The 21,336-nt window shown below is 69.1% G+C and carries 18 protein-coding genes; 7 read left to right on the plus strand and 11 right to left on the minus strand.

The annotated features are described in order from the left end of the window. Window positions 1-38: 38 nt before the first annotated feature. A complete protein-coding gene (locus UA75_RS30575; RefSeq protein ID WP_075743170.1) occupies window positions 39-956 on the minus strand; it encodes a septum formation family protein in 918 nt (305 codons plus the stop codon). A gap of 382 nt (window positions 957-1,338) precedes the next feature. Between UA75_RS30575 and UA75_RS30580 the strand changes: the two genes are divergently transcribed. After that, complete coding sequence (locus UA75_RS30580) at window positions 1,339-1,614, plus strand: DUF3311 domain-containing protein (protein WP_075743171.1); 276 nt, start codon at window positions 1,339-1,341, stop codon at window positions 1,612-1,614. Further along, entirely contained in the window at window positions 1,611-3,278 is a 1,668-nt protein-coding gene (gene mctP / locus UA75_RS30585; protein ID WP_075743172.1) for a monocarboxylate uptake permease MctP, read from the plus strand. The genes UA75_RS30580 and mctP overlap by 4 nt, the downstream gene beginning before the upstream one ends. A gap of 371 nt (window positions 3,279-3,649) precedes the next feature. On the opposite strand, the gene UA75_RS33605 is transcribed toward mctP, so the two are convergent. Continuing rightward, window positions 3,650-3,811: a hypothetical protein gene (locus UA75_RS33605; protein WP_157434525.1), complete on the minus strand. Its 162-nt coding sequence runs from the start codon at window positions 3,809-3,811 to the stop codon at window positions 3,650-3,652. Window positions 3,812-4,467: 656 nt separating this feature from the next. On the opposite strand from UA75_RS33605, the gene UA75_RS30590 reads away from it, so the two are divergent. After that, a complete protein-coding gene (locus UA75_RS30590; RefSeq protein WP_075743173.1) occupies window positions 4,468-5,328 on the plus strand; it encodes an SDR family NAD(P)-dependent oxidoreductase in 861 nt (286 codons plus the stop codon). A 271-nt stretch (window positions 5,329-5,599) separates the two neighbouring features. Here the strand turns inward: UA75_RS30590 and UA75_RS30595 are convergent, their stop codons facing one another. From UA75_RS30595 to UA75_RS30625, 7 genes are all read right to left on the minus strand, one after another. Next, the gene (locus UA75_RS30595) at window positions 5,600-7,252 is read right to left on the minus strand and encodes an AbgT family transporter (RefSeq protein WP_232237566.1); all 1,653 of its coding nucleotides are present in this window, start codon (window positions 7,250-7,252) and stop codon (window positions 5,600-5,602) included. A 229-nt stretch (window positions 7,253-7,481) separates the two neighbouring features. After that, window positions 7,482-8,756: a M20 family metallopeptidase gene (locus tag UA75_RS30600; RefSeq protein ID WP_075744405.1), complete on the minus strand. Its 1,275-nt coding sequence runs from the start codon at window positions 8,754-8,756 to the stop codon at window positions 7,482-7,484. Window positions 8,757-9,110: 354 nt separating this feature from the next. Next, a complete protein-coding gene (locus UA75_RS30605) occupies window positions 9,111-9,929 on the minus strand; it encodes an amino acid ABC transporter ATP-binding protein (RefSeq protein WP_075744406.1) in 819 nt (272 codons plus the stop codon). Between the two features lies 1 nt (window position 9,930). Beyond that, window positions 9,931-10,755, minus strand: a complete 825-nt coding sequence (locus UA75_RS30610) for an amino acid ABC transporter permease (protein ID WP_075744407.1) — start codon at window positions 10,753-10,755, stop codon at window positions 9,931-9,933. A gap of 229 nt (window positions 10,756-10,984) precedes the next feature. Beyond that, window positions 10,985-11,908: an ABC transporter substrate-binding protein gene (locus UA75_RS30615; protein ID WP_232237567.1), complete on the minus strand. Its 924-nt coding sequence runs from the start codon at window positions 11,906-11,908 to the stop codon at window positions 10,985-10,987. A gap of 96 nt (window positions 11,909-12,004) precedes the next feature. Next, a complete protein-coding gene (locus tag UA75_RS30620) occupies window positions 12,005-12,835 on the minus strand; it encodes an ABC transporter substrate-binding protein (RefSeq protein ID WP_198042882.1) in 831 nt (276 codons plus the stop codon). 271 nt (window positions 12,836-13,106) lie between these two features. Continuing rightward, window positions 13,107-14,510: a M20/M25/M40 family metallo-hydrolase gene (locus tag UA75_RS30625; protein WP_075744409.1), complete on the minus strand. Its 1,404-nt coding sequence runs from the start codon at window positions 14,508-14,510 to the stop codon at window positions 13,107-13,109. 540 nt (window positions 14,511-15,050) lie between these two features. Between UA75_RS30625 and pdhA the strand changes: the two genes are divergently transcribed. Genes pdhA through UA75_RS30640 form a run of 3 tightly spaced genes read left to right on the plus strand, consistent with a single transcriptional unit; the run spans window position 15,051 to window position 18,783 of the window. Continuing rightward, the gene (pdhA, locus tag UA75_RS30630; protein ID WP_075743176.1) at window positions 15,051-16,292 is read left to right on the plus strand and encodes a pyruvate dehydrogenase (acetyl-transferring) E1 component subunit alpha; all 1,242 of its coding nucleotides are present in this window, start codon (window positions 15,051-15,053) and stop codon (window positions 16,290-16,292) included. Then, complete coding sequence (locus tag UA75_RS30635) at window positions 16,292-17,380, plus strand: alpha-ketoacid dehydrogenase subunit beta (protein ID WP_083683841.1); 1,089 nt, start codon at window positions 16,292-16,294, stop codon at window positions 17,378-17,380. The genes pdhA and UA75_RS30635 overlap by 1 nt, the downstream gene beginning before the upstream one ends. A 14-nt stretch (window positions 17,381-17,394) precedes the next feature. Further along, window positions 17,395-18,783, plus strand: a complete 1,389-nt coding sequence (locus UA75_RS30640) for a dihydrolipoamide acetyltransferase family protein (RefSeq protein WP_075743177.1) — start codon at window positions 17,395-17,397, stop codon at window positions 18,781-18,783. 61 nt (window positions 18,784-18,844) lie between these two features. Here UA75_RS30640 and UA75_RS30645 read toward each other — a convergent pair whose 3' ends face one another. Then, a complete protein-coding gene (locus tag UA75_RS30645) occupies window positions 18,845-19,474 on the minus strand; it encodes an SIMPL domain-containing protein (protein WP_075744411.1) in 630 nt (209 codons plus the stop codon). 444 nt (window positions 19,475-19,918) lie between these two features. Between UA75_RS30645 and UA75_RS34205 the strand changes: the two genes are divergently transcribed. Next, window positions 19,919-20,074: a hypothetical protein gene (locus tag UA75_RS34205; protein WP_169725915.1), complete on the plus strand. Its 156-nt coding sequence runs from the start codon at window positions 19,919-19,921 to the stop codon at window positions 20,072-20,074. Window positions 20,075-20,539: 465 nt separating this feature from the next. On the opposite strand, the gene UA75_RS30650 is transcribed toward UA75_RS34205, so the two are convergent. Continuing rightward, the gene (locus UA75_RS30650) at window positions 20,540-21,226 is read right to left on the minus strand and encodes an SDR family oxidoreductase (protein WP_075743178.1); all 687 of its coding nucleotides are present in this window, start codon (window positions 21,224-21,226) and stop codon (window positions 20,540-20,542) included. Window positions 21,227-21,336: the final 110 nt, after the last annotated feature.

Here is a 21,336-nt window from a genome sequence, read left to right on the forward strand (position 1 = left end):
CGAACGAGGGACTGCCGGGGTGGGGCCGATCGGTCCGATCACTCCGGCAGTGGACGGTCTCCGATGCCCAACAGCAGTTCACCCACCGGCTCCTCGGTCGAGACATAACAGACGACCGTGTTCGAGCCGCGTCGCCAGTCGGCCAGTTCGGGAACCCGCCAGCTCAGCGCGATGTCGTCCCGTTCGGCACCACCGAGATACGCCGCCCGCGCCTGCTCACAGTGCGGCGCGGCCAGCTCCTCGATCTCCTCGGCTGAGGGCATCGGATCATTCGGGCGGCCCGGCAGCGGCAGCACACCAGGCAGCGCCTCCGCACGATGCGGCTCGTCGCACGGCACGTAGCGCAGTTCGGTCGCCTCGGTCGGGGAATCGGGCAGACAGGCCTGGAAGTCGTAGAAGGGCTCGCCGACCAGCGCGTCGCGCACCGATCCCGTTCGGCCGGTGGGCACCAGGTCGGTGCCGAGCTCGGCGAGTCCGCAGACCAGCCATCGTTCGTCCCTGGCCCAGCCGTCCTGCGAGGGCCACACCGTCCAGGGATGCAGCCGGGTGGCGTTGATGTCGCCGCTGCCCACGTAGTCGGCCACCGGCTCGGCGCACTCGACCGACGTCAACCGCAGCATCTCGTCGTCCTCGGGGCGCATCCGAGGCAGGTCGCCGGGCAGCTCGGTGATCGCGGCGACCTCCATCGTGTGCGGCTCGGCGCAGTCGACGGACCGGAAGTCGGTCAGCACCATGCAGTCCCCAGACGCGGGAAGACCTTCGGCGGGCACGATCTCGGGCTCGATCGACATCCCGTCGCCATCGGCGATGCCGGTCTCGGCCGAGGGCGGCAGCTCGATTCTGGAGGGCGGCTTCGGGGACTCGTCGTTCGTCGACTCATCACTCGACTGAGTGCAGGCGCTGAGGAGCACGGCGGCGGCAAGCAGCACGCCGATCACCGACGAGCGTCGCGACACGGCCTCCGCCTCTCGATCGGACTGTCGTCACTCGACACGGTACCGAGCATCGTCCATGCCGGACTCACGTACTCGTCGATCGATGCCCGATCGCCGCTTGGGTCACCGCGATGTCCGAGGGGCGGAGCTCATCGAGCAGGTGAACAAGCCACCGGGAGGCGGGCCGTCATGTCGGCCGATCACAGAGCGCTGATCGGCACGCTCCGTGATCACCCATTCGGCGTTCGTGTCCGCGGAGGTCGCACTGACATCCTCGTCACGCCGGTCGAACGATCGCCGAGGCGGCGGCTGTCCTGGGGGCACACCTGCCTTGATCAGCCGCCGCCCGGACCGCCGTCGCAGGCGCGAATCGGCCGATGCCGCCGCCCTACTGGGGAGAGCCATGACAGGACTGCCTCGACGACGAGGTCGGACCAGCCGTTGGAACGCCTGGAGCCTGCTGCTGCTGGTTCCCCTACTGGTCCTGGTCACGCCGTTCTTCAACCGGATGGAGCCGAGCCTGCTCGGTCTGCCGTTCTTCTACTGGTCGCAGTTCTTGTTCATCCCGCTCGGCGTGGCATGCACGGCGATCGTGGTGAACCGGACGCGGCCACGCCTCGCCGTCGGCACGGGCGAGGTCCCTGCGGACGGCGGCACGGACGGGGGCGAATCGCGATGAGCGATCTGCACTGGGTCGAGCTGTCCGTCTTCGGCGTGCTGTTCTTCGCGGTCACTGTGATGGGCTTCCTCGCCGCGAGGTGGAAGTCCGGTCACACCATGGACCATCTCGACGAGTGGGGACTGGGCGGCCGTCGGTTCGGCTCCTGGATCACCTGGTTCCTGATCGGCGGCGACCTCTACACGGCGTACACCTTCGTCGCCGTTCCGGCGCTGCTCTTCAGTGCGGGGGCGCTCGGCTTCTACGCGCTGCCGTACACGATCATCGCGTTCCCGCTGGCGCTGCTTCCCCTGGTGCGCATGTGGAGCGTGTCGAAGGTGCACGGGTTCGTGACACCGGCCGACTTCGTACGCGGTCGGTACGGCTCGCCGCTGCTGGCGCTGCTCATCGCATTGACCGGGCTGCTCGCGACCATGCCCTACATCGCGCTGCAGCTCGTCGGCCTGGAGGCGGTGCTGCGCACAATGGGTCTGAACGGCGGCGGCTTCCTCGGCCATCTCCCGCTGCTGATCGCGTTCGTGATCCTGGCCGTCTACACCTACCAGTCGGGACTGCGGGCGCCCGCGCTGATCGCGTTCGTCAAGGACAGCCTGATCTACATCGTGGTGATCGTCGCGATCATCTATCTACCGATCAAGCTGGGCGGCTGGGACACGATCTTCGACTCCGCAGGCGCCGCGCTGGCCCAGCCGGGACCCACCGGCGACGCGCGTGGCTCCCTGCTGCTCGGGCCGAGCAATCAACTGCAATACGCCACGCTCGCCCTGGGTTCGGCGCTCGCGCTGTTCCTCTATCCGCACGCGCTCACCGGCATCCTGGCGGCCAGGAGCGGAAAGGTCGTGCGGCGCAACATGGTTGCGCTGCCCGCGTACTCGCTGATGCTGGGGCTGTTGCTGCTGCTCGGCTATGCCGCCTTGGCCACGGGTGCCGAACCGGTGACGAACGCCGCGACGGGTCGACCGGACGTGAACACGGTGATCCCGGTGCTGTTCTCCGAGCAGTTCCCCAGCTGGTTCACCGGACTGGCGTTCGCCGCCATCGGCATCGGTGCACTGGTTCCTGCGGCGATCATGTCCATCGCCGCCGCGAATCTGTGGACCCGCAACGTCTACAAGGAGTACCTGCGTCGCGACGCCACCCCGGCGCAGGAGACCCGGCAGGCCAAGATCGCCTCGCTGGTGGTCAAGTTCGGTGCGCTCGGCTTCATCGTGTTCGTCGACCCGCAGTTCTCCATCGACCTCCAGCTCATCGGCGGCGTGATCATCCTGCAGACACTGCCTGCCGTCGCGATCGCCCTCTACACGCGGTGGTTCCACCGCTGGGCGTTGATCGCGGGCTGGGCGACGGGCATGCTCTGGGGATTCCTGATGCTCTACTCCATCCCGAATCCGGTGACCGGGCGCGAGCACTTCGGCGGTTCGGCGCTGCGGCTCGGCGAACTGTCGCTGTTGGGCTGGCATCCGTTCACAGGATCGGACACGCAGATCTTCGTCGGCTTCGTCGCGCTGGCGGCCAACCTCGTGGTGGCGATCCTGGTGACGCTGCTATGCCGCAGGCTGAAGGTGCCGATGGGACCGGATCAGACTGCCGCGAGCGACTATCTGTCGGAACAGGCGAAAGCCTCGGCTCCGATCGCGGCGGCGGGTGGCCCCGCCACGGTATGACGGACTCGACGGCGGTCCCGGTGTGACGGCACGATGCCGGGTGTTCGCACCCTTTCGACGAGGAGGAGACGGCGGCGGGGCGGCCGTCTATGTGAGGCCACCGACCCGCCAGCTTCGACGATGGAGACGATACGACCATAATCCAGACATAACGCGCGATGATGGATCATGTTCACGATCTATCGTCCCGACGAGGACACGGAGCCCGCCGTCGCGTCGGGTCCCGCCCGACACCATGCGGCGCGGCGTCGCCTGCTCGGCGACCCGGCGGTCGACGGGCAGTCCTCGGTACGGACTCCACCGACCGATCTCGGGTCGCAGGCAGAGGTGAGCGCCGGTTCGGAGCCGCAGGCCACACTCCGCCGTTCGGTCTACTGCCCGAGGCCGTGGAGAAACGTCGCGATGGACTCTGCGACCATCCGCAACCACGACAACAGGCACAGCACCAGACCGGAAGCCCAGTCCGGGTCCACGAGCACCGCATACAGCGCAAGGGCGATGAGGAGCAGCGGCACCAGTTTGTTGATCTTCACGACTCATTGTTCACGAGGGGACTGGGCGGATGATCTCGGGTCCGGACGGACCACGACGGCAGCAGGCCGCGACGAGCCTGCCGACGACGGTGGTCTCGCGGGCCCGCCTGCCGTCGAATCGCCGACATGCCGCCGATTCGACGGCCGGGGCCTGCGGAAGCGGCAGGCAAGGTCGACCAGCAGGTCCGACCCGATGGTCTCGCGCACTCGGCGCCGCACCGGAACGTCCCCGGCGGCGCCGATCGCCGCGCACCGGGCACACTCTCCCTGCGGCGTTGCCACAGTGCCGCATGTCAGCAGGCGTCCGACATCGGACCGACGAGCGCCACACCGGTCGCTGCCCTGGCCGGCTCGAGGGTGAGATCGGGGATCGACGCAGGCTCCGCGACGACGCCGACGCACGCGCTACCGGGTCGGACCTCCTCCCCTGCCGAGGACGTCTCGGCCCACGTCGATCAGGATCGACTGCCACCGGCGACCGGCCGCCGACCGGCTGCCCCCGGAGTCGCCGAGGTCCGCCCCCGATCACGCACCAGGCGCCCGGCCTCCGCCGACGACTCCAGCACAACCGCCGGGCACCCTCGCCCGCGAGGTCTGCCGGGCACAGTGACTCCGCCTTTCAGCCGTCAACGGACTACGAAGGAGAAGCGTCGCCGATGCGACCGTTGAGCGAACAGACGATCCTGATCACCGGAGCGACCGTCGGGCTGGGCCGATACCTGGCCGAGCGACTCGCGGCGGCCGGTGCTCGGGTCGTCATGCACGGAAGGGACGCGCAGCGAACCGCGCAGGCCCGAGACGAGGTCGTCACCGCCACCGGCAACGAGAAGATCGAGACGGTGCTGGCCGACCTCTCCAGCCTGAAGGAGGTGGACTCACTGGCGACCGAACTCGATCTGCGCCTGCCCCGGCTGGACGTCCTGGTCAACAACGCGGGCATCGGCGCCGGTTCAGATGCCGAGGCACGTGAGGAGAGCGCCGACGGCATCGAACTGCGCTTCGCGGTGAACTACCTGGCCGGCTACTACCTCGGACACCGACTGACCCCGCTGATCACCCGCGCGGCGCCCGCCAGGATCGTCAACATCGCCTCCGCGGGTCAGTCCGCGATCGACTTCGACGATCCGCTCCTCACCCACGCCTACAGCGGTGCCCGTGCCTACCGGCAGAGCAAGCTCGCGCAGATCATGTTCACCCTCGATCTCGCCGATCAACTCGGCGACCAGGGCGTCACCGTCAACGCGGTCCATCCCGCGACCTTCATGGACACCAAGATGGTCCGGGAATGGGGCATCACCCCGGTCAGCACCATCGAGGAAGGCGGCGAGGCGACGCTCCGGCTGATCACCGAGGATCGATTCGACGAGGTCAGCGGCTGCTACTTCAACACGACGCAGGAGGATCGCGCGGACTCGCAGGCCTACGATCCCGACGCTCGACGCAGGCTGCGCATCCTCTCCGACGAGCTGATCGCCCAAGCCCTCGACGCCGACACGGAGCCAGAGACCGACGCCTGAGAGCCTGTCTTTGATCCCCCTCAGTCGTGAGCGGGGATCAGCGTGGATGAGCTGCAAGGCGGAGGAAAGAGGCATAACGGAGTTATGTCGACTGACGACAACGCCGCAGATCGCCGCGCTGGCCCCGCGCAACTCCGAAAGCGGGGATTAAAGACAGGCTCTGAGCCGACGGCCACCGGGCGGAGCCTGTCCTCGCATCGACCGTGCATCGCCGCCTGCGGTGCACGGCGCCCGAGGACAGGCTCGGTCGCCGAGCCGACGACTCGCCGACTCAGTCGGCCAGATGGATGCCCATCCCCGGTCCCAGCGGCAGGTCGAAGAAGTAGAAGATCGTCAGGATGCCTGCCCAGAACAGCCAGAACGGCACCACGAACGGCAGCATCTTCGCGATCAGCGTGCCCAGTCCCGCGCTCGGCTGGTAGCGCCGGACGAAGGTCAGCAACACGATCATGTACGGGTTCAGCGGCGTGATCACCTGGGTGGCCGAGTCCCCGACCCGGAACGCGGCCTGGGTGAAGCCGGGTTCGAAGCCGATCAACAGGAACATCGGCACGAACACGCTGGCCATCAGCGTCCACAGGCTCGATCCCGAGATGATGAACAGGTTCAGCAGCGAGGCCAGCATGATGAAGCCGAGGATCGCCGGATACCCGGTGAGGCCGATGCTCTCCAGCAGGCTCGCGCCCGACACCGCGAGCCAGGCGCCGATGTTGGTCCAGGCGAACAGGGCGATGAACTGGCCGAGCACGAAGGCCAGCACGATGAACCCGGACAGGTCCTTGAGCGCCCGGCCCATCAGCAGCGGCACGTCGGCGCCCTTGCGGATCACCCCGACGACCATCCCGTAGACCAGGGCGGGCACGAAGAACGCCAGGAAGACCAGGGTGGTGACCGAGCTGAGCAGCGGCGAGGAGGGCAGGTAGCCGCCGTCCTCGTTCCGCAGCGGCGAGCCGGGGACCAGCGCGAGCGTGAGGATCGCGGCGGTCAGGACCAGCAGCGTGACACCGGACCACCGCAGCCCGCGACGCTCCCGGGCGGACACCTCGGCGGTCAGCTCGCCCGTCTCGGACCGCTGGGACTCCCCGAACTCCTCGGCGGCCTCGGCCGCCTCCACGGTGCGCGGCGCCTGCCCGCCGCTCGACATCGCGACGGGCGCGGTCGCCGCGCCGACCTCCTCGCGGGGGAAGTTCGATCGTTCCAGGCCGGGCTCGACCACCTTGGCGATGATGAGGCCCGCGATCAGGCTCAGCACGATCGCGGAGACGAGGTTGAAGAAGTAGTTCGACACCGGGGTGACCTCGGTGCCCGAGAAGGGCAGGGTCGCCGCCACCGAGTTGGTGATGCCGGAGAACAACGCGTCCAGGCTCGTGACCAGCATCGACGTCGAGTAGCCCGCGCCTGCTGCCGCGAAGCCGCCCAGCAGGCCTGCCACCGGATGCCTGCCTGCTGCCTTGAAGACCATCGCCGCGAGCGGCGGGATGATGATGAACGCGCTGTCGGACATGATGCTGCCGGTGACGCCGATGAAGCCCAAGGCGTAGGGCAGCATCCACTTCGGCGCGTTGCCGAAGGCCAGCTTGATCAATGCGGCGAGCAGCCCGGTCCGCTCCGCGAGGCCGACGCCGAGCATGATCGTGACCACCGTCTGCAGCGGCGGGAACTCGATGAAGTTCGAGGCCAGCCCGGTGAACATGAACTCGACGCCCTCGCCGGTGAAGGCGCCGCGAACCGGGGTGGCCTCCTCCTCGCCGGGGATCAGGACCGTGATCCCGAAGCCTGCCATCAGCGTGGACACCACGGCGACGACGAGCGTGAGCAGCACGAAGAGGATGAAGGGCTCCGGCAGCCGGTTGCCCGCCCGTTCGATCCAGTTCAACACCCGGTCGAGCCGGTTTCCCTTTGCCGAGGTCGCGGTGTCGGTCACCGTGGCCACCTCCTGCGATCCGCTGTCGAATGAATCGGATGCCGACCAGCCGGGCGGCTCGTCGGTGTCGATGTCACCCGGCCGATGTCGCGTCAGCGCCGACCGGCGGTCGGGTGTGCGGTCTGGCCTGGCCTGGCAGTCGGCCGTCGATCGAGTGGTCGGTGCGACGACCGGGTTCGCCGCCGTAGGTGGGTTCGTCGCAGTAGGCGGGTTCGTCGAGGCGCGGGGCTCAGTCGAAGTACGCGGGCACGTCGACGGGGCCGCCTGCCGCCTCGAACTCGGCGTGCACGGCCGTGCGCAGTTCGGCATCGCCGAGGTAGTCGGCTGCCGTCAGTGCCAGTCCGAGCGCACCATCGAGCACCGCCTTGTCGCCTGCCGGGCTGCCTGCTGCGGCGGCGAAGTCGGTGGTGTGCAGCGCGCCGGTCGGTTCGGCGACGGCGATCATCGGATGGATGGCGGGCATCCGGAAGCTCAGATTGCCCAGGTCGGTCGAGCCGGTGATGAAGTCCGGCACCACACCGGGAGCCAGCGGCCTGCGCCCGCACGGCTCCTGGTTGACCGCCCACCGACCGGCCAGCGTGGCGTTATGCCGGATCGGCAGGTAGGGCACCTGCGCGTCCCAGCGCAGCTCGACGCCGCAGCCGGTCAGCTCGGCGGCGCCCTCGGCGATCCGTGCCAGGCGGGCGGCCAGGTCGCGCAGGGTCTCGGGCTCGGCGGAGCGCAGATAGAACAGGACGGCGGCCCGGTCGGGCACCACGTTGGGGCGGGCACCGCCGTCGGTGAAGACCCCGTGCACCCGGTCGCCCGGCGGGATGTGCTGCCGCAGTGCGGCCACCCCCTGGTAGGCGGCGACCGCCGCGTCCAGGGCATTGCGGCCCATGAAGGGCTGGGCCGAGGCATGCGCGGCGACCCCGTGGAAGACCATCTCCAGCTGGCGCCTGCCCAGGAAGGGGTGCATGGCGAGGTCGTGCGTGAAGGGATGCAGCATGACCACGGCGTCGACGTCGTCGAACACGCCCTGCCTGGCCAGGATCTCCTTGCCGCCGCCGCCCTCTTCGGCAGGCGTGCCGATCAGCGAGACCCGGCCGCCGAGTACGTCGATCGCCGAGGCGGCGCCGAGGAATCCGCCAACACCCGCGGCGCAGATGACGTTGTGTCCGCAGCCGTGGCCGATGCCGGGCAGCGCGTCGTATTCGGCGAGCACCGCCACGTGCGGCCCGTCGGCGGAGCCGCTGGTGGCCACCAGTGCCGTGTCCAGCCCGCCGACGCCGACCTGGGCCCGGTGGCCGTGTGCGGTGAGCAGCTCGGCGACCGCCCGAACCGACCGGTGCTCGGCGAAGCCCTCCTCGGGGTGGGCATGCAGGTCTCGGCTCAAGGCGACCAGGTCCGTGCCTGCCTGAGCCGAGGCCGCCGTGATCGCCGCGCGGACGTCTTCCGCGACTCCCCCGTGTGCCGAGCCGAGCGGTTCGGCCGACGCGACCGCGCGGGCAGTCGCGTCGGTCATCGACCGCAGGTAGGCGGCGTCGGGCGTCGTCGGCCGGGTCGTGTCAACGTCATCAGTGGTGCTCACGGGCGGCACCCTAACTCGAAAGGAGCAGCCTGCGAAGGGCTCGTCACACGCGACCACGACGTTTAACACGCAAGAAAACCCGCCGCCCACAGAGTGGGAACCGGCGGTCGACGGCCTGAGCGGGGAGATCGGCGCGAAGCGGCCGGAAGATCGTCCCGCCACGGCCGTCCCCGGCGCCAGGCGACGGTGAGCAGCCGCCGCCCGAATTCACTCCGGCGGGTGTGAGGCCGACTCCGTCCACCGGAGCCTGCCTCACGCCCGCCTCAGCCGAGTGCTCGCCTGCGGAACTCAGATCGCCGGATCGCGCGGACCGTGATGCGTCGGGTCCAGCACGCGTGCCAGGAACTCCTGGGTACGGGTCTCCCTCGGCGCGCCGATGACCTGGGCCGGGTCGCCCTGCTCGACGACGACGCCGCCGTCCATGAACAGGACCGTGTCGGCGACCTCGCGGGCGAACTGCATCTCGTGGGTGACCACGAGCATGGTCATCCCCTCCTCGGCCAGCCCGCGCATCACGCCGAGGACGTCCCCGACCAGCTCCGGGTCCAGCGCCGAGGTGGGCTCGTCGAAGAGCATCACGTCCGGATTCATCGACAGGGCCCTGGCGATCGCGGCCCGCTGCTGCTGGCCGCCGGAGAGCTGAGCGGGCATCGCCGAGGCCTTGTCCGCGAGCCCGACCCGGTCGAGGTTGGCCCGGGCGATGCGCTCCGCCTCGGTCTTGTCGCGGCGGAGCACCTTGCGCTGGGCGATGGTGAGGTTGTCCAGCACCGAGAGGTGGGCGAACAGGTTGAACTGCTGGAACACCATGCCGATCCCGGTCCGCGCCGCGTCGATGTCGCAGTCGGGGTCGGTCAGCTCCGTGCCGTTGACGAGGATGCGCCCGCCGCTGGGCTCCTCCAGCAGATTCACGCAGCGCAGCAGCGTCGACTTGCCGGAACCGGACGGCCCGATCACGCAGACCACCTCGCCCCGACGCACGCTCAGATCGACGCCCTTGAGCACCTGGAGATCACCGAAGGACTTGTGCAGGTCGAGGACCTCGATCACCTTCGAGCCGTCAGCCCGGTGATCGGCGACATTCGCGTCGTCGGTCTTGGCCTCGCTCATGTCACTGCCCTCCGCTGCGAGTCGCACCGGGTTTGACCGGTTTCCTGGCCACTCCCTTGCCGAATCGCTTCTCCAGACCTCGGGAGACGAACGACAACGGAATGGTGATGATCAGATAGCACAACCCGACCACCAGCACCGGGGTCATGCTCTGGTTGGTGTTCAGCGCCTCCCGACCGAACTGCGCCAGCTCCTGCTGAGCCAGGGTGCTGCCCAGGAAGAAGGCGAGCGAGGAGTCCTTCGTGAGCAGGATCAGCTCGTTGGTCAGCGGCGGCAGGATGATGCGGAACGCCTGCGGGATGATCACCGTGATCATCGTTCTGGCGGGCGACATGCCCAGCGAGCGGGCCGCCTCGATCTGTCCCTTCGGCACCGCCTGGATGCCCGCGCGGATGGTCTCGGCGATGTAGGCGGCGCCGACGAGGCCGAGGGCCACCATGACCTGGACGTTGCGGTCCAGCCGAGTGTCGAACGCGTAGGGGATGCCCACGCCGACGGCGAGGAAGACCAGCATCGCGGGCAGGCCTCGGAAGAACTCGATGTAGATGCCCGCGATCCACCGATAGGGCCCCACCGACGAGAGCCGCATCAGCGCCAGCACGAGGCCGAGGCCGAGGCCGAGGCCGAAGCCCAGCACCGAGTAGAAGATGGTGTTGCCCAGCGCGACCGTGATCACGGAGGGGAACAGGTTGGCCGCCACCTCCATGTTGAAGAAGGCCCGCTGGATCTGTCCCCAGTCGGCCGCCAACGCCAAAGCGACGAGTGCGGCGATGAGGATCAGGTACTGCACGCCTCGGAACAGCCTGGCCCGCTGTCGCTTGCTGATCCGCCGTCGGGGCTGCCTGCCGGGTGTCTCCCCGACCGCAGGCCGAGGCGGCGCAGCTGGGGGATCGTCCCCGGCGACCCGGCCTGCCGTGTTGTTTCCCGCCATGGTCTCTCGTACTCCTGGAATGTGTTCTACGAAGGTCGACTGCGGCAGGCACGACGTCGGCTGCCGGTGGCGAATGCGAGGGGCCGGCGCGCTCTAGCACGCCGGCCCCGTCAGATCAGATCGGTCAGTTCTCCGAGGTCTCGGTCGACTCCACCTCGGACTCCTCGTCTGTCTCGTCGGCCCCCGCGTCATCACCCTCGGCGTCGTCAGAGTCGGCGTCCTCGGAATCCCCAGGCACCGTACCGAACCACTTCTCGTAGATTGCGTCGTACCGACCGTCCTCCTGGGCCGCAGCCAGGACCTCGTTGATCCGCTCACGGAGGACGTCATTGTCGCTCTGCACGCCGAGTCCGTACTGGTCTCCCGTGGGGAATTCCGTCACCACTACGACGTCATCGTTATTCGCCGCGAAATCATAGAGGATGCCGTTGTCATTAATGGCAGCGTCGACCTCGCCCGTCTGGACGGCGGCGGTCAACAAGCCCGAGTCCTCGTAGGTGACCAGTTCGGCGTCTGCGATGTTCTCCTCTGCGTAATCCTTGCCGGTCGTGCTCGCCTGGACCGCCACTCGAAGGCCGGACAGGTCATCCAAACCCGCAACATCCGAGTCGGCAGGAACCATAAGAGCCTGGTTGGCATCAAAATACGGGTCCGAGAAGTCGATGTTCTCATCTCGTTCCGGCGTGATAGTCATCGCCGCCGCAGCTACATCGCACTTGCCGGTATCCAGGTCGGCACCCGACTGGATCGTGTCGAACGGGGTGTCGATGATCGCCTGCTCGACGCCGAGGTCCTCGGCCACCAGGTCCACGAGGTCGACGTCGAAGCCGACGACCTCGTCACCCTCCCGGAACTGGAACGGCTCGTACGGCAGGTGGGTGCAGGTGGTCAGCGTGCCCTCGGCGATCAGCTCGATGCCGTCGACCGTCGCCGCGCCCGAGTCCGTGCCAGCACCCTCGCTGTCACCACCACAGGCCGCGAGGGTCAACGCGAGGGCGGGGGCCAGCACGACGGCCGGGTGGAAGATCCTTCTACTACGCCGTTCCAATGTCTCGTTCCTTCGATTCCGGTGAGCGGGGGGCGAATGGGCACCGTAGCCGGTGTCCATGGAGATGCCGTCGAGGACGGTTGCTGACCTGCGAGATCACCACTGGTTCGGCGTCACACCGAACCACCTCAGATGAATCTCTTCATACCTGCCGTCGGTGCGAGCCTCTTCGAGCACCCGGTTCACGACGTCGAGGAGCTCGGTGTTGCCCTTGCGGACCGCGAGCCCGTACTGCTCGTCGGTGTCGAACTCGGCGACGACCTCGGTGTCTCGGTAGACCTCGGCGAACTGGTGCAGCGGCCCGTTGTCGGAGACCACGCCGTCGGTCTCGTCGGAGCGCAGACTCTGGGTCAGTGCGCTGAGGTTGGTGTAATAGACGAGCTCGATCGGGTTGCCGTGCTCGGCGTTGTACTCCTCGACGAACGCGGCACCGGTCGTGCCTTCCTGAATGGCGAGGCGCATGCCGTGCATCCCCTCCAGGCCCCGGACGGGGGAGGCGCGCTCGACCAGCAATGCCTGCGCGGCGTTGAAATAGGGATAGGCGAAGTCGACCACCTCGCCGCGCGGCTCGGTGATCGTCATCGCGGCTGCCGCGATGTCGCATTCGCCCCCGTCGAGCGCCGCGCCGTTCTGAATGCCGTCGAAGGGCATGTCGACGATCGCCTGATCGACGGCCAGTTCGTCGGCGATCAGGTCGACGATGTCGACGTCGAAGCCGACGACCTCGCCGTCCTCCTCGTACTGGAAGGGCGGATACGGGAGATGGGTGCAGGTCAACAGCCTGCCCTCGGAGACGAGCTCGACGTCGGGGATGACGCGGTCTTCCTCTGGCGACTCCGCCTCCGGGGTCGATCCACAACCCGCGAGTCCGAGGGACGCGGCCAGTACGCAGGCCGCGACCAGGGCCTGCGGTCGAGTCCGCTGCACCAAAACGTCGCCCTCCGATCACTATCCGTATCGAACGGAAGGCATCATTCCACTACTGGGCGAAATTTAAGGTAACCATTGGATTAAGGGACTCAACCACGAGTAGAGATGTGACGCATGTGGGTGCAATTGATCCGCCAGGTGGACTAGGACGTTCGCGAGTCACAAGATCACGGCGAATTCGGTGAGCCGTCGCCGGGAACCGGCGGGTCGGGCACGCCGGGAGGGCTCACCTGCGGTGACGGGTCAATCACCGCAGGAGAGCGATCCCTCAGCCTCGGCGGGCGTGCGCGTCGAGCACCACGGCCACCGCCGAAGTGACCTTCGCCGCATAGTCCAGCTGTAGCGACTCGTCCGGGACGTGTGCGTTGCTGCCCGGACCGAGTGCTCCGGTCACCACGAACTGAGCGGCGGGATAGGCGGCATGCAGCAGGCCCATGAAGGGGATCGAGCCGCCGATGCCCATCGTCCGCCACGGCGAGGCGAAGACCTCGTCACTCGCGGTCGCCAACGCGGCCCCCAGCCAGGGCGCCACCTCGGGTGCGTTCCAGCCGGGGGCGCACTCACTGCGGTCCAACTCGACGCGCGCCCCGTACGGCACATCCGTGGTCAGCACCGTCCGCAGTGCCGCGAGCGCGGCATCCGGGTCGGCGGTCGGCGGGAGACGGAAGCTCAGCGCCAGGGTCGTCGACGGGCGCAGCACGTTGCCCGCCTCGTCGGGGTCCGGCAGGCCCGCCGCACCGATCACCGACAGGGTCGGCCGCCAGGTGTTGTTCAACGCCTGCTCCACCGGGTCGTCGACGACCGGCCGGATGTCGGCGGGCAGCGGGATGCCGTCGGACACCAGGCCCGGCACCGCCTCGATCGCCGCCCGGACCTCGTCGATCCGATTCGCAGGCACCTCGACCGACAGTTCGGGCAGCAGCAGCTCCCCGGTCTCGGCGTCCTCGATCCGGTCGAGCAGCACCCGCAGGACGCGGAAGGAACTGGGCACGACACCGCTGGCCATGCCGGAGTGCTGTCCGGCGTCGAGCACCGTCACCCGCACCCGGATCTGAGCCATCCCCCGCAGCGAGGTCGTCAGCCACATCCGCTCGTAGTCGCCGGCCCCGGAGTCGAGGCAGACCACCAGGGTGACCTCGCCGAGGTCGTCGCTCAGCTCCGCCAGATAGGCGGGCAGGTCCGGCGAACCGGACTCCTCACCGGTCTCCAACAGCACGACGGCCCTGGCATGGGCGCCGCCGGTGGACCGCAGTGCCTCCACGGCCGTCGTCGCCGCATAGGCCGCGTAGCCGTCGTCGGCCGCACCGCGCCCGTAGAGCCTGCCGTCCCGGACGACCGGCGTCCACGGGCCGAGGCCCTCGGACCAGCCGCCGACGGGCGGCTGCTTGTCGAGATGTCCGTACAGCAGAACGGTCCCCGCGTCCTCGGCTCCCGGCGTCGCCGGGACGTCCACCACCAGTAACGGCGTACGTCCTGGCCCCCGCAGGACTCGGGTGGTCGCGCCGGTCAGTCCCCGGTCGGAGATCCAGGACTCGACATGCGCGATCGCCGCGTCTAAGTGCCCGGAGGAGGCCCAGTCCGGGTCGAAGGCAGGCGAGAGGGCCGGGATCTCGACCAGCCGCTCCAGGCTCGGGAGGACTGCCGAGTCCCACTGTCGTTGCACCGTCGTCATCAGCTCTGCGTGCGTCACGACCGCATCCTGTCATCGGAGGGTCTGGCGACCGAGGGGATGCGGGATGCCGGGATGCGAGCGGGCCACGGCGGCTGAGCCGCCCAGAAGACACGGCGGCCGAGCCGCCCAGAAGACACGGCGACCGAGCCGCCTAGAGACCACAGCGGCCGAGCCGCCCGAAGGCACGACGGCAGCCGAACCGCCGCCGGGCACCTCCCCGCGCGAACCAGCAACAGCCTTGATCCACTACGGACGCGAGACCATCGCCCGCAACCGCGGAAACCATGACCCCCGGTGACGGACGAGCACAGTGTGTCGCCGAACGTGCAGCTAGGGACGGTCTCCACCACAAACCAGGGGCATCTTTAGCGACCATCGATACTCTTGCCCGCCCAGCGACCATGCAAGTATGGCTGGAGCGAACCGTCAGTGCCGACGGTCGATGTCGCAGTCCCAAAGGACGGTGGCGGCGCCCGGCGGTGCGTCCGTGCTCCGCCATCACAAGTGGTGAGCGCGGGCCTCAAGACTGAGGAGACAGGCATGTCGTCGCCCGAATACTGGACCAAGCCTTGGCCGAGTTCCTCGGCCGACATACCGCCGCCATCGGAGAGCGCCCCCGCCGCCGTGGCGGCTCGACCCACGGCGGAGCAGGTGATCGCTGGACTGCGCGCCACCTCGGAAGGTGGCCCCGACCTGGTGCAGCTCCTCACCCCTGAGGGTGAGCGAGTCACGCACCCGCACTTCGACCTCGACATCCCTCCGGAGGGCCTGCGCGACCTCTACCGGGACATGGTCCTGGTCCGACGCGCCGACCGTGAGTGCAACGCACTCCAGCGCCAGGGACAGCTCGGCATCTGGGTGCCGCTCCTCGGCCAGGAGGCCGCACAGATCGGCGCGGGTCGGGCGATGCGCCCCGCCGACATGGCGTTCCCCAGCTACCGCGAACACGGGGTCGCCTGGTGTCGAGGCATCGACCCGACGGAGTTGCTGGGCATCTTCCGTGGCACCGACCACGGCACGTGGGACCCGCTGGAGAAGCGATTCCACCCCTACACGATCGTCATCGGCAACCAGGTCCTCAATGCGACCGGCTACGCGATGGGCCAGCGACTCGACGGCAAGGTGGGCGACGGGCAGCAGGACGACGCCGAGGCGACCATCGTCTTCTTCGGCGACGGAGCCACCAGCCAGGGCGACGTGAACGAGGCCTTCGTCTGGGGCGCGGTCTATGACGCACCGGTCGTGTTCTTCTGCCAGAACAACCAGTGGGCCATCTCCGAGCCGATGGAGCGCCAGAGCCGCATCCCGCTGTATCAGCGTGCGAACGGCTTCGGCTTCCCCGGCATCCGGGTGGACGGCAACGACGTGCTCGCCACCCTCGCGGTCACCCGATGGGCGTTGGAGGAGTGCCGCAGCGGCAACGGCCCCATCCTGATCGAGGCCTTCACGTATCGGATGGACGCCCACACCACCTCGGACGACCCGACCCGGTATCGCCTCTCCGACGAACTGGAGGCGTGGAAGCTCAAGGACCCCATCGAGCGGGTCCGGGTGCACCTGGTGCGCAGCCAGTTCGCCGACGCGGAGTTCTTCGCTCAGGTCGACGCCGAGTCCGATGCCCTCGCCGAGCGACTGCGCGCCTACTGCGTCGACATGCCGACGCCGCCCCCCGAGCGGATCTTCTCCCAGGTCTACGCCGAAGGCAGCCCGCCGCTGGATCGGCAGCGCGACGAGTTCCTCACCTACCTGTCCGACTTCGACCACTCGGGGGGTGCGCACTGATGGCCGAGACGAGATCCCGGACGACGGCACAGGGCCCCGACGCGAACACCAGCAGACCGGCGCGGCCGGATGCAGGCGGCGCTGCGGCGACAGCAGGCGGCTCCGCAGGCGCGACCCAGAAGATCACCATCGCCAAGGCACTCAACCTCGGCCTGCGCGCGGCGATGGAACGTGATCCCAAGGTGCTCCTGCTCGGCGAGGACATCGGCAAGCTCGGCGGCGTCTTCCGCATCACCGACGGACTCCAGAAGGACTTCGGCGAGCAGCGGGTGATGGACACCCCGCTGGCCGAGTCGGGCATCATCGGCACGGCGATCGGCCTGGCCATCCGCGGCTACCGGCCGGTCTGCGAGATCCAGTTCGACGGCTTCATCTTCCCGGGTTTCGACCAGATCGTGAGTCAGCTCGCGAAGCTGCACTTCCGCACCCAGGGCCGGGTCAAGGTGCCCGTGGTGATCCGGGTCCCCTTCGGCGGCGGCATCGGCGCGGTCGAGCACCACTCGGAGTCCCCCGAGTCCTACTTCGCACACACCGCAGGTCTGAAGGTCGTGGCCTGCGGCAATCCGGTGGACGCCTATTGGATGATCCAGCAGGCCATCGCCTCCGACGACCCGATCCTGTTCTTCGAGCCCAAGCGGCGCTACCAGGAGAAGGCCGAACTCGACACGAGCGCGACGCCGGGTCCGCTGCACGCCTCCCGGGTGCTTCAGGAGGGCTCCGACGCCACCGTCGTCTGCTACGGACCGATGGTGCGGACCTGCACCGACGCGGTCCGGGTCGCGGCGGAGGACGGGCATCGGCTGGAGCTGATCGACCTGCGGTCGCTGTCGCCGCTGGACCTCGCACCGGTCTTCGAGTCGGTGCGGCGCACCGGCAGGCTGATCGTGGTCAGCGAGGCTCCCGGCGAGTCGTCGATCGCGGCGGAGATCGCCAGCCAGGTCCAGCAGGAGTGCTTCTACTCGCTGGAGGCGCCGGTCCTTCGCGTCACCGGCTTCGACACTCCCTACCCGCCTGCCAAGCTGGAGGAGGAGTTCCTCCCCGACCTGGACCGGGTGCTGGATGCCGTCGAACGTTCGCTGCGCTGGTAGGGGAGGACGCCGAGATGCCACAACTGAAGCACTTCCCGCTGCCTGACACGGGCGAGGGACTCACCGAAGCGGAGATCATCACCTGGCACGTCGCCGCAGGCGACACGGTGACGGTCAACCAGATCATCGTCGAGATCGAGACGGCGAAGGCCGTGGTGGAGCTGCCCTGCCCGTTCGCGGGGCAGGTCTCACAGCTGCTGGTCGACGTCGGGCAGACCGTCGAGGTCGGCGTGCCGATCATCGCCATCGACATCGATCCGAACGGCCCGGCGGGGGCCGGAGCATCGGCGGACGGGCAGACCGTCAACGGGTCGAAGCCGCCGGAGGAGGCCGAGGGCCGGGTGGCGAACCTGGTCGGGTACGGACCTCGCACCGGGGCGGCGACTCGCAGGCCGCGCAAGCAGTCCGGTTCCTCGACACCGCAGGCGCAGGCACCCGCACCGCAGGCAGCACCCGCACCGCCCGTCGTGCCTGCCCCGTCGGTGGTCCCGGCGCGGGCAGCGGCCCCGGCCGCCGGTGAGCAGGCTCGCACCACCGGTCGGGTGCCTCTCGCCAAGCCGCCGGTGCGCAAACTCGCCAAGGACGCCGGGATCGACCTTCGCACGATCATCGGCAGCGGCGCGGACGGCGTGATCACCCGCGACGACGTGACCAGTGCCGTCGCGGCGGCAGCGGCGCCTGCCGGACCGATCGCCGGGCAGCGACCCCGCGAGGAGCGGGTGCCGATCCGGGGCGTTCGCCGCGCCACCGCGCAGGCGATGGTGCACAGCGCCTTCACCGCACCGCACGTCACCGAGTTCCTCACCATCGACGTCACGCCGATGATGGAGTTGCGAGCCAGGCTGAAGACGCACCCGGCGTTCCAAGGCGTGAAGATCACGCCACTGGCCTTCGCCGCGAAGGCGCTGTGTCTCGCGGTGCGCCGGACGCCGGACGTCAACGCGGCCTGGGACGAACAGGCAGGCGAGATCGTCTACAAGTCCTATGTGCATCTGGGCATCGCCGCGGCCACCCCGCGTGGTCTGGTGGTGCCGAAGGTCCGTGAGGCACAGGACATGTCGCTGCGCGAGCTGGCCGAGGCGCTGGACTCGCTGGCCACGACCGCACGGGAAGGCCGCACCACACCGGCGGACATGGTCGACGGCACCATCACGATCACCAACGTCGGGGTGTTCGGCGTGGACACCGGGACGCCGATCCTCAATCCCGGCGAGTCGGCGATCCTGGCCCTCGGCGCCATCCGGGACATGCCGTGGGTGGTCGACGGTCAGGTCGTGCCCCGCAAGGTGTGTCAGCTGGCGCTGAGCTTCGACCACCGAGTGGTCGACGGTCAGCAGGGTTCGCAGTTCCTCGCCGACATCGGCGCCCTGCTCGCCGAGCCCGGCCTGGCGATGACGTACTGAGCCACGCTCGTCTGCCCGGCGCCCTCGCGCGCCGGGCAGACGCCCGGTGTGCCGGGCGGGCCTACTCCGCCAGCTTCCAATGAGTCACGCAGCGGACGGTGCTGACGATGTCCTGCGGTTCGAGATTGAGTCTGCGGACGTCCGCAGCGCTGCTCCGGCCTGCGGGCGCGATGCCCGCCGCCTCCGCGCCGTAGGCACCGCGCGCGGCCGGGCCGTTCGCCTCCGCGTCGCTGATCCGCAGCAGCGGACCGAGGGTGCGCCCGAGGGCATCGGCGTACCCGACGGCCTTGGACCTCGCATCGGCGACGGCGGCCCGCTGAGCGGACTTCCTCGCCTCGGTGTCATCCCGTAGCGACCAGGTGGGGCCGTCCAGTCGTTCCGGTTCGACGGCGAGCAGCGCCCCGGCGATCTCGGCGAGCACCTCAGGGTCGGTCACCTCCAGGCTGTAGTGCTGCTCGGCCCGGCAGCCGACCTGCCGCTGTCTGTGCCAGTCGGCATGCACGGCGAGCCGCCGAGACTTCACCACCACGCCCTCGCGGTTCAGCAGCGGCTCGACGTCGTCCACCTGCTCCCCCAGCGCTGCCACCGCCTCGGCACGCGTCTGAGCCGCGCTGCTGAACGTCACCCGCAGCACCGCCTGATCGGCCCGTGCCGCTGCCCGGCCTGTCCCCTGTGTCACGACTTCGGTCACGCGGCCCAGCCAACCCCGTGGAATGTCCGGTGGCAAGGACGCCCGATCGCCGAGCGGGCCTGCGGTGCCGTCTCTCGTGGCGCCGCAGCCGGTGCCCGCCTGCCGCCACGAATCAGCCGAGTAGGCAGCCCGGCCGCCTGCCACCGGCGGGATCGCGGGTGCAGCATCCGATGCCCGCGCCCCGATGAATCCGCGGTGGGCTCCGTGTTGCCGATTCGTGACCGACCGTACCGATTCAGTTTGCGCCTCGATGACGGCCACGCGTCGAGGGGATGTCCGACTGCCTATTTCAAGTTCCATCGCTTCAGCGGCAGAAGACGTTAGCCACCGGACAATCATCGGCGTGTGCCGCTCCTCACCGGACAATCGGGTGCAATCTCGCGATCAATGGGGCATACTTGAGTCGTACCGAGAAGTCAAGAAAACGAAGGTGATGGACACCCGATGAATCTCGCCGCCCGCCTGCGCCTCCGCAGGAACAGCAGCACCCGCCCCCGGACCAACAAGGCCCTCCAGGAAGCGATCGACTCGGCATCGAGCCCGGCGCTTCGTGACGAGCTGCTGATCATCGCTCAGCGTCACAACCTGCTGAACCGCTGAGCAGGCAAGCACCGCACAGGCAGTCACGGTGGTGCGCGTCACATTCAGACGGGGTGTAACACGTTTGGATGCATTGGCGATGAACCAAGTGACCCTGCGGTGCTGGCGGACCCCCGACCTGGCAGCACTGCGGGGTTTTCCAATCTCAGAGCCCGAAGCCTCACCCATGTGGATGAGGCTTCTCGCGTCTCTACCGCCGCTCCGTAACCGGCCCTTCCGTCGCTCACCGGAGGCAGCCGAGCCGGGTCTCCCCCGGCGAACGGCGGGCACAGCGCGCGCTGCGTGACCGCAGGCGACGCCGTGGCGACCAACCGCCGCCGGACGCGATGCACGGCCCGGGCGCCGCCGACGTCTCGGTCAGTCTCGGCCCGACCGGTGCAGGCAAGCGGCCGAGCCCATGACGACGGGTTCCGCGGGCACTCCCCGCCCGCTGACGTCCGGCAGACTCGAGGAACGCCCCCGCGACTACGAACGCGGGCGGAGGACGAGCTCGTTGATCTGGCCGTCGGCAGGCAGCCGCACGGCCGTCGCGACCACGTCGGCGACCGTCTGCGGCCGCAGGTACCGCTCCGGCTCGAAGTCACCGCCCTCGGCAGCGCGCACCTCTCGCTGCATGTCCGTGGCCACCCGCCCCGGATGCACCGAGGTCACCCGAATCCCGGACTCCGCCTCCTCCGCCCGCAGCACGTCGGCGAAGGCACGCAGCGCGAACTTGCTCGCCGCGTACGAGCCCCAGCCGGGACCTGCTCGCAGTCCGGCACCGGAGTTGATGAGCACGACGTGACCGCGCGCGGCCCGCAGCGCGGGCAGGAGCAGCCGGGTCAGCTCGGCAACGGCGACCACGTTCACCTCGAGGGTGCGGCGCCAGGACGCGGCAGACGTCTCCGCGACCGAGCCCAGTTCGACGACGCCCGCGCTGTGCACGAGGACGTCCAGCCGCTCGACGTCGGCGGTCGCGGCGGCCACGGCCTGCTCGTCGGTCAGCTCGACGGCCCACGGGCTGGCGGTGGGCAGCTCTTCCACGAGCGGAAGCAGCGTCTGCGGATCACGCCCGCCCAAGAGCAGGTCGTGCGTCGGCGCCAGCGCCCTGGCGACGGCGGCTCCCACCCCGCGAGAGGCGCCGGTGACCAGGGCGAGAGGTCGTGAAGTCATGCGCGCGAGCCTAGCCGCGATGCCCCGTCGTCCAGGTCTCCGCCGCTCGCTCCGGCGAGTGCATGCCGCCGGGGCCCTGCGGCGGGCAGCGGCCGGGCCGCAGGCAGCGC

It is taken from the genome of Actinoalloteichus sp. GBA129-24 (genome assembly GCF_001941645.1).
In the GTDB taxonomy this organism is placed as follows: Bacteria; Actinomycetota; Actinomycetes; order Mycobacteriales; family Pseudonocardiaceae; genus Actinoalloteichus_A; species Actinoalloteichus_A fjordicus.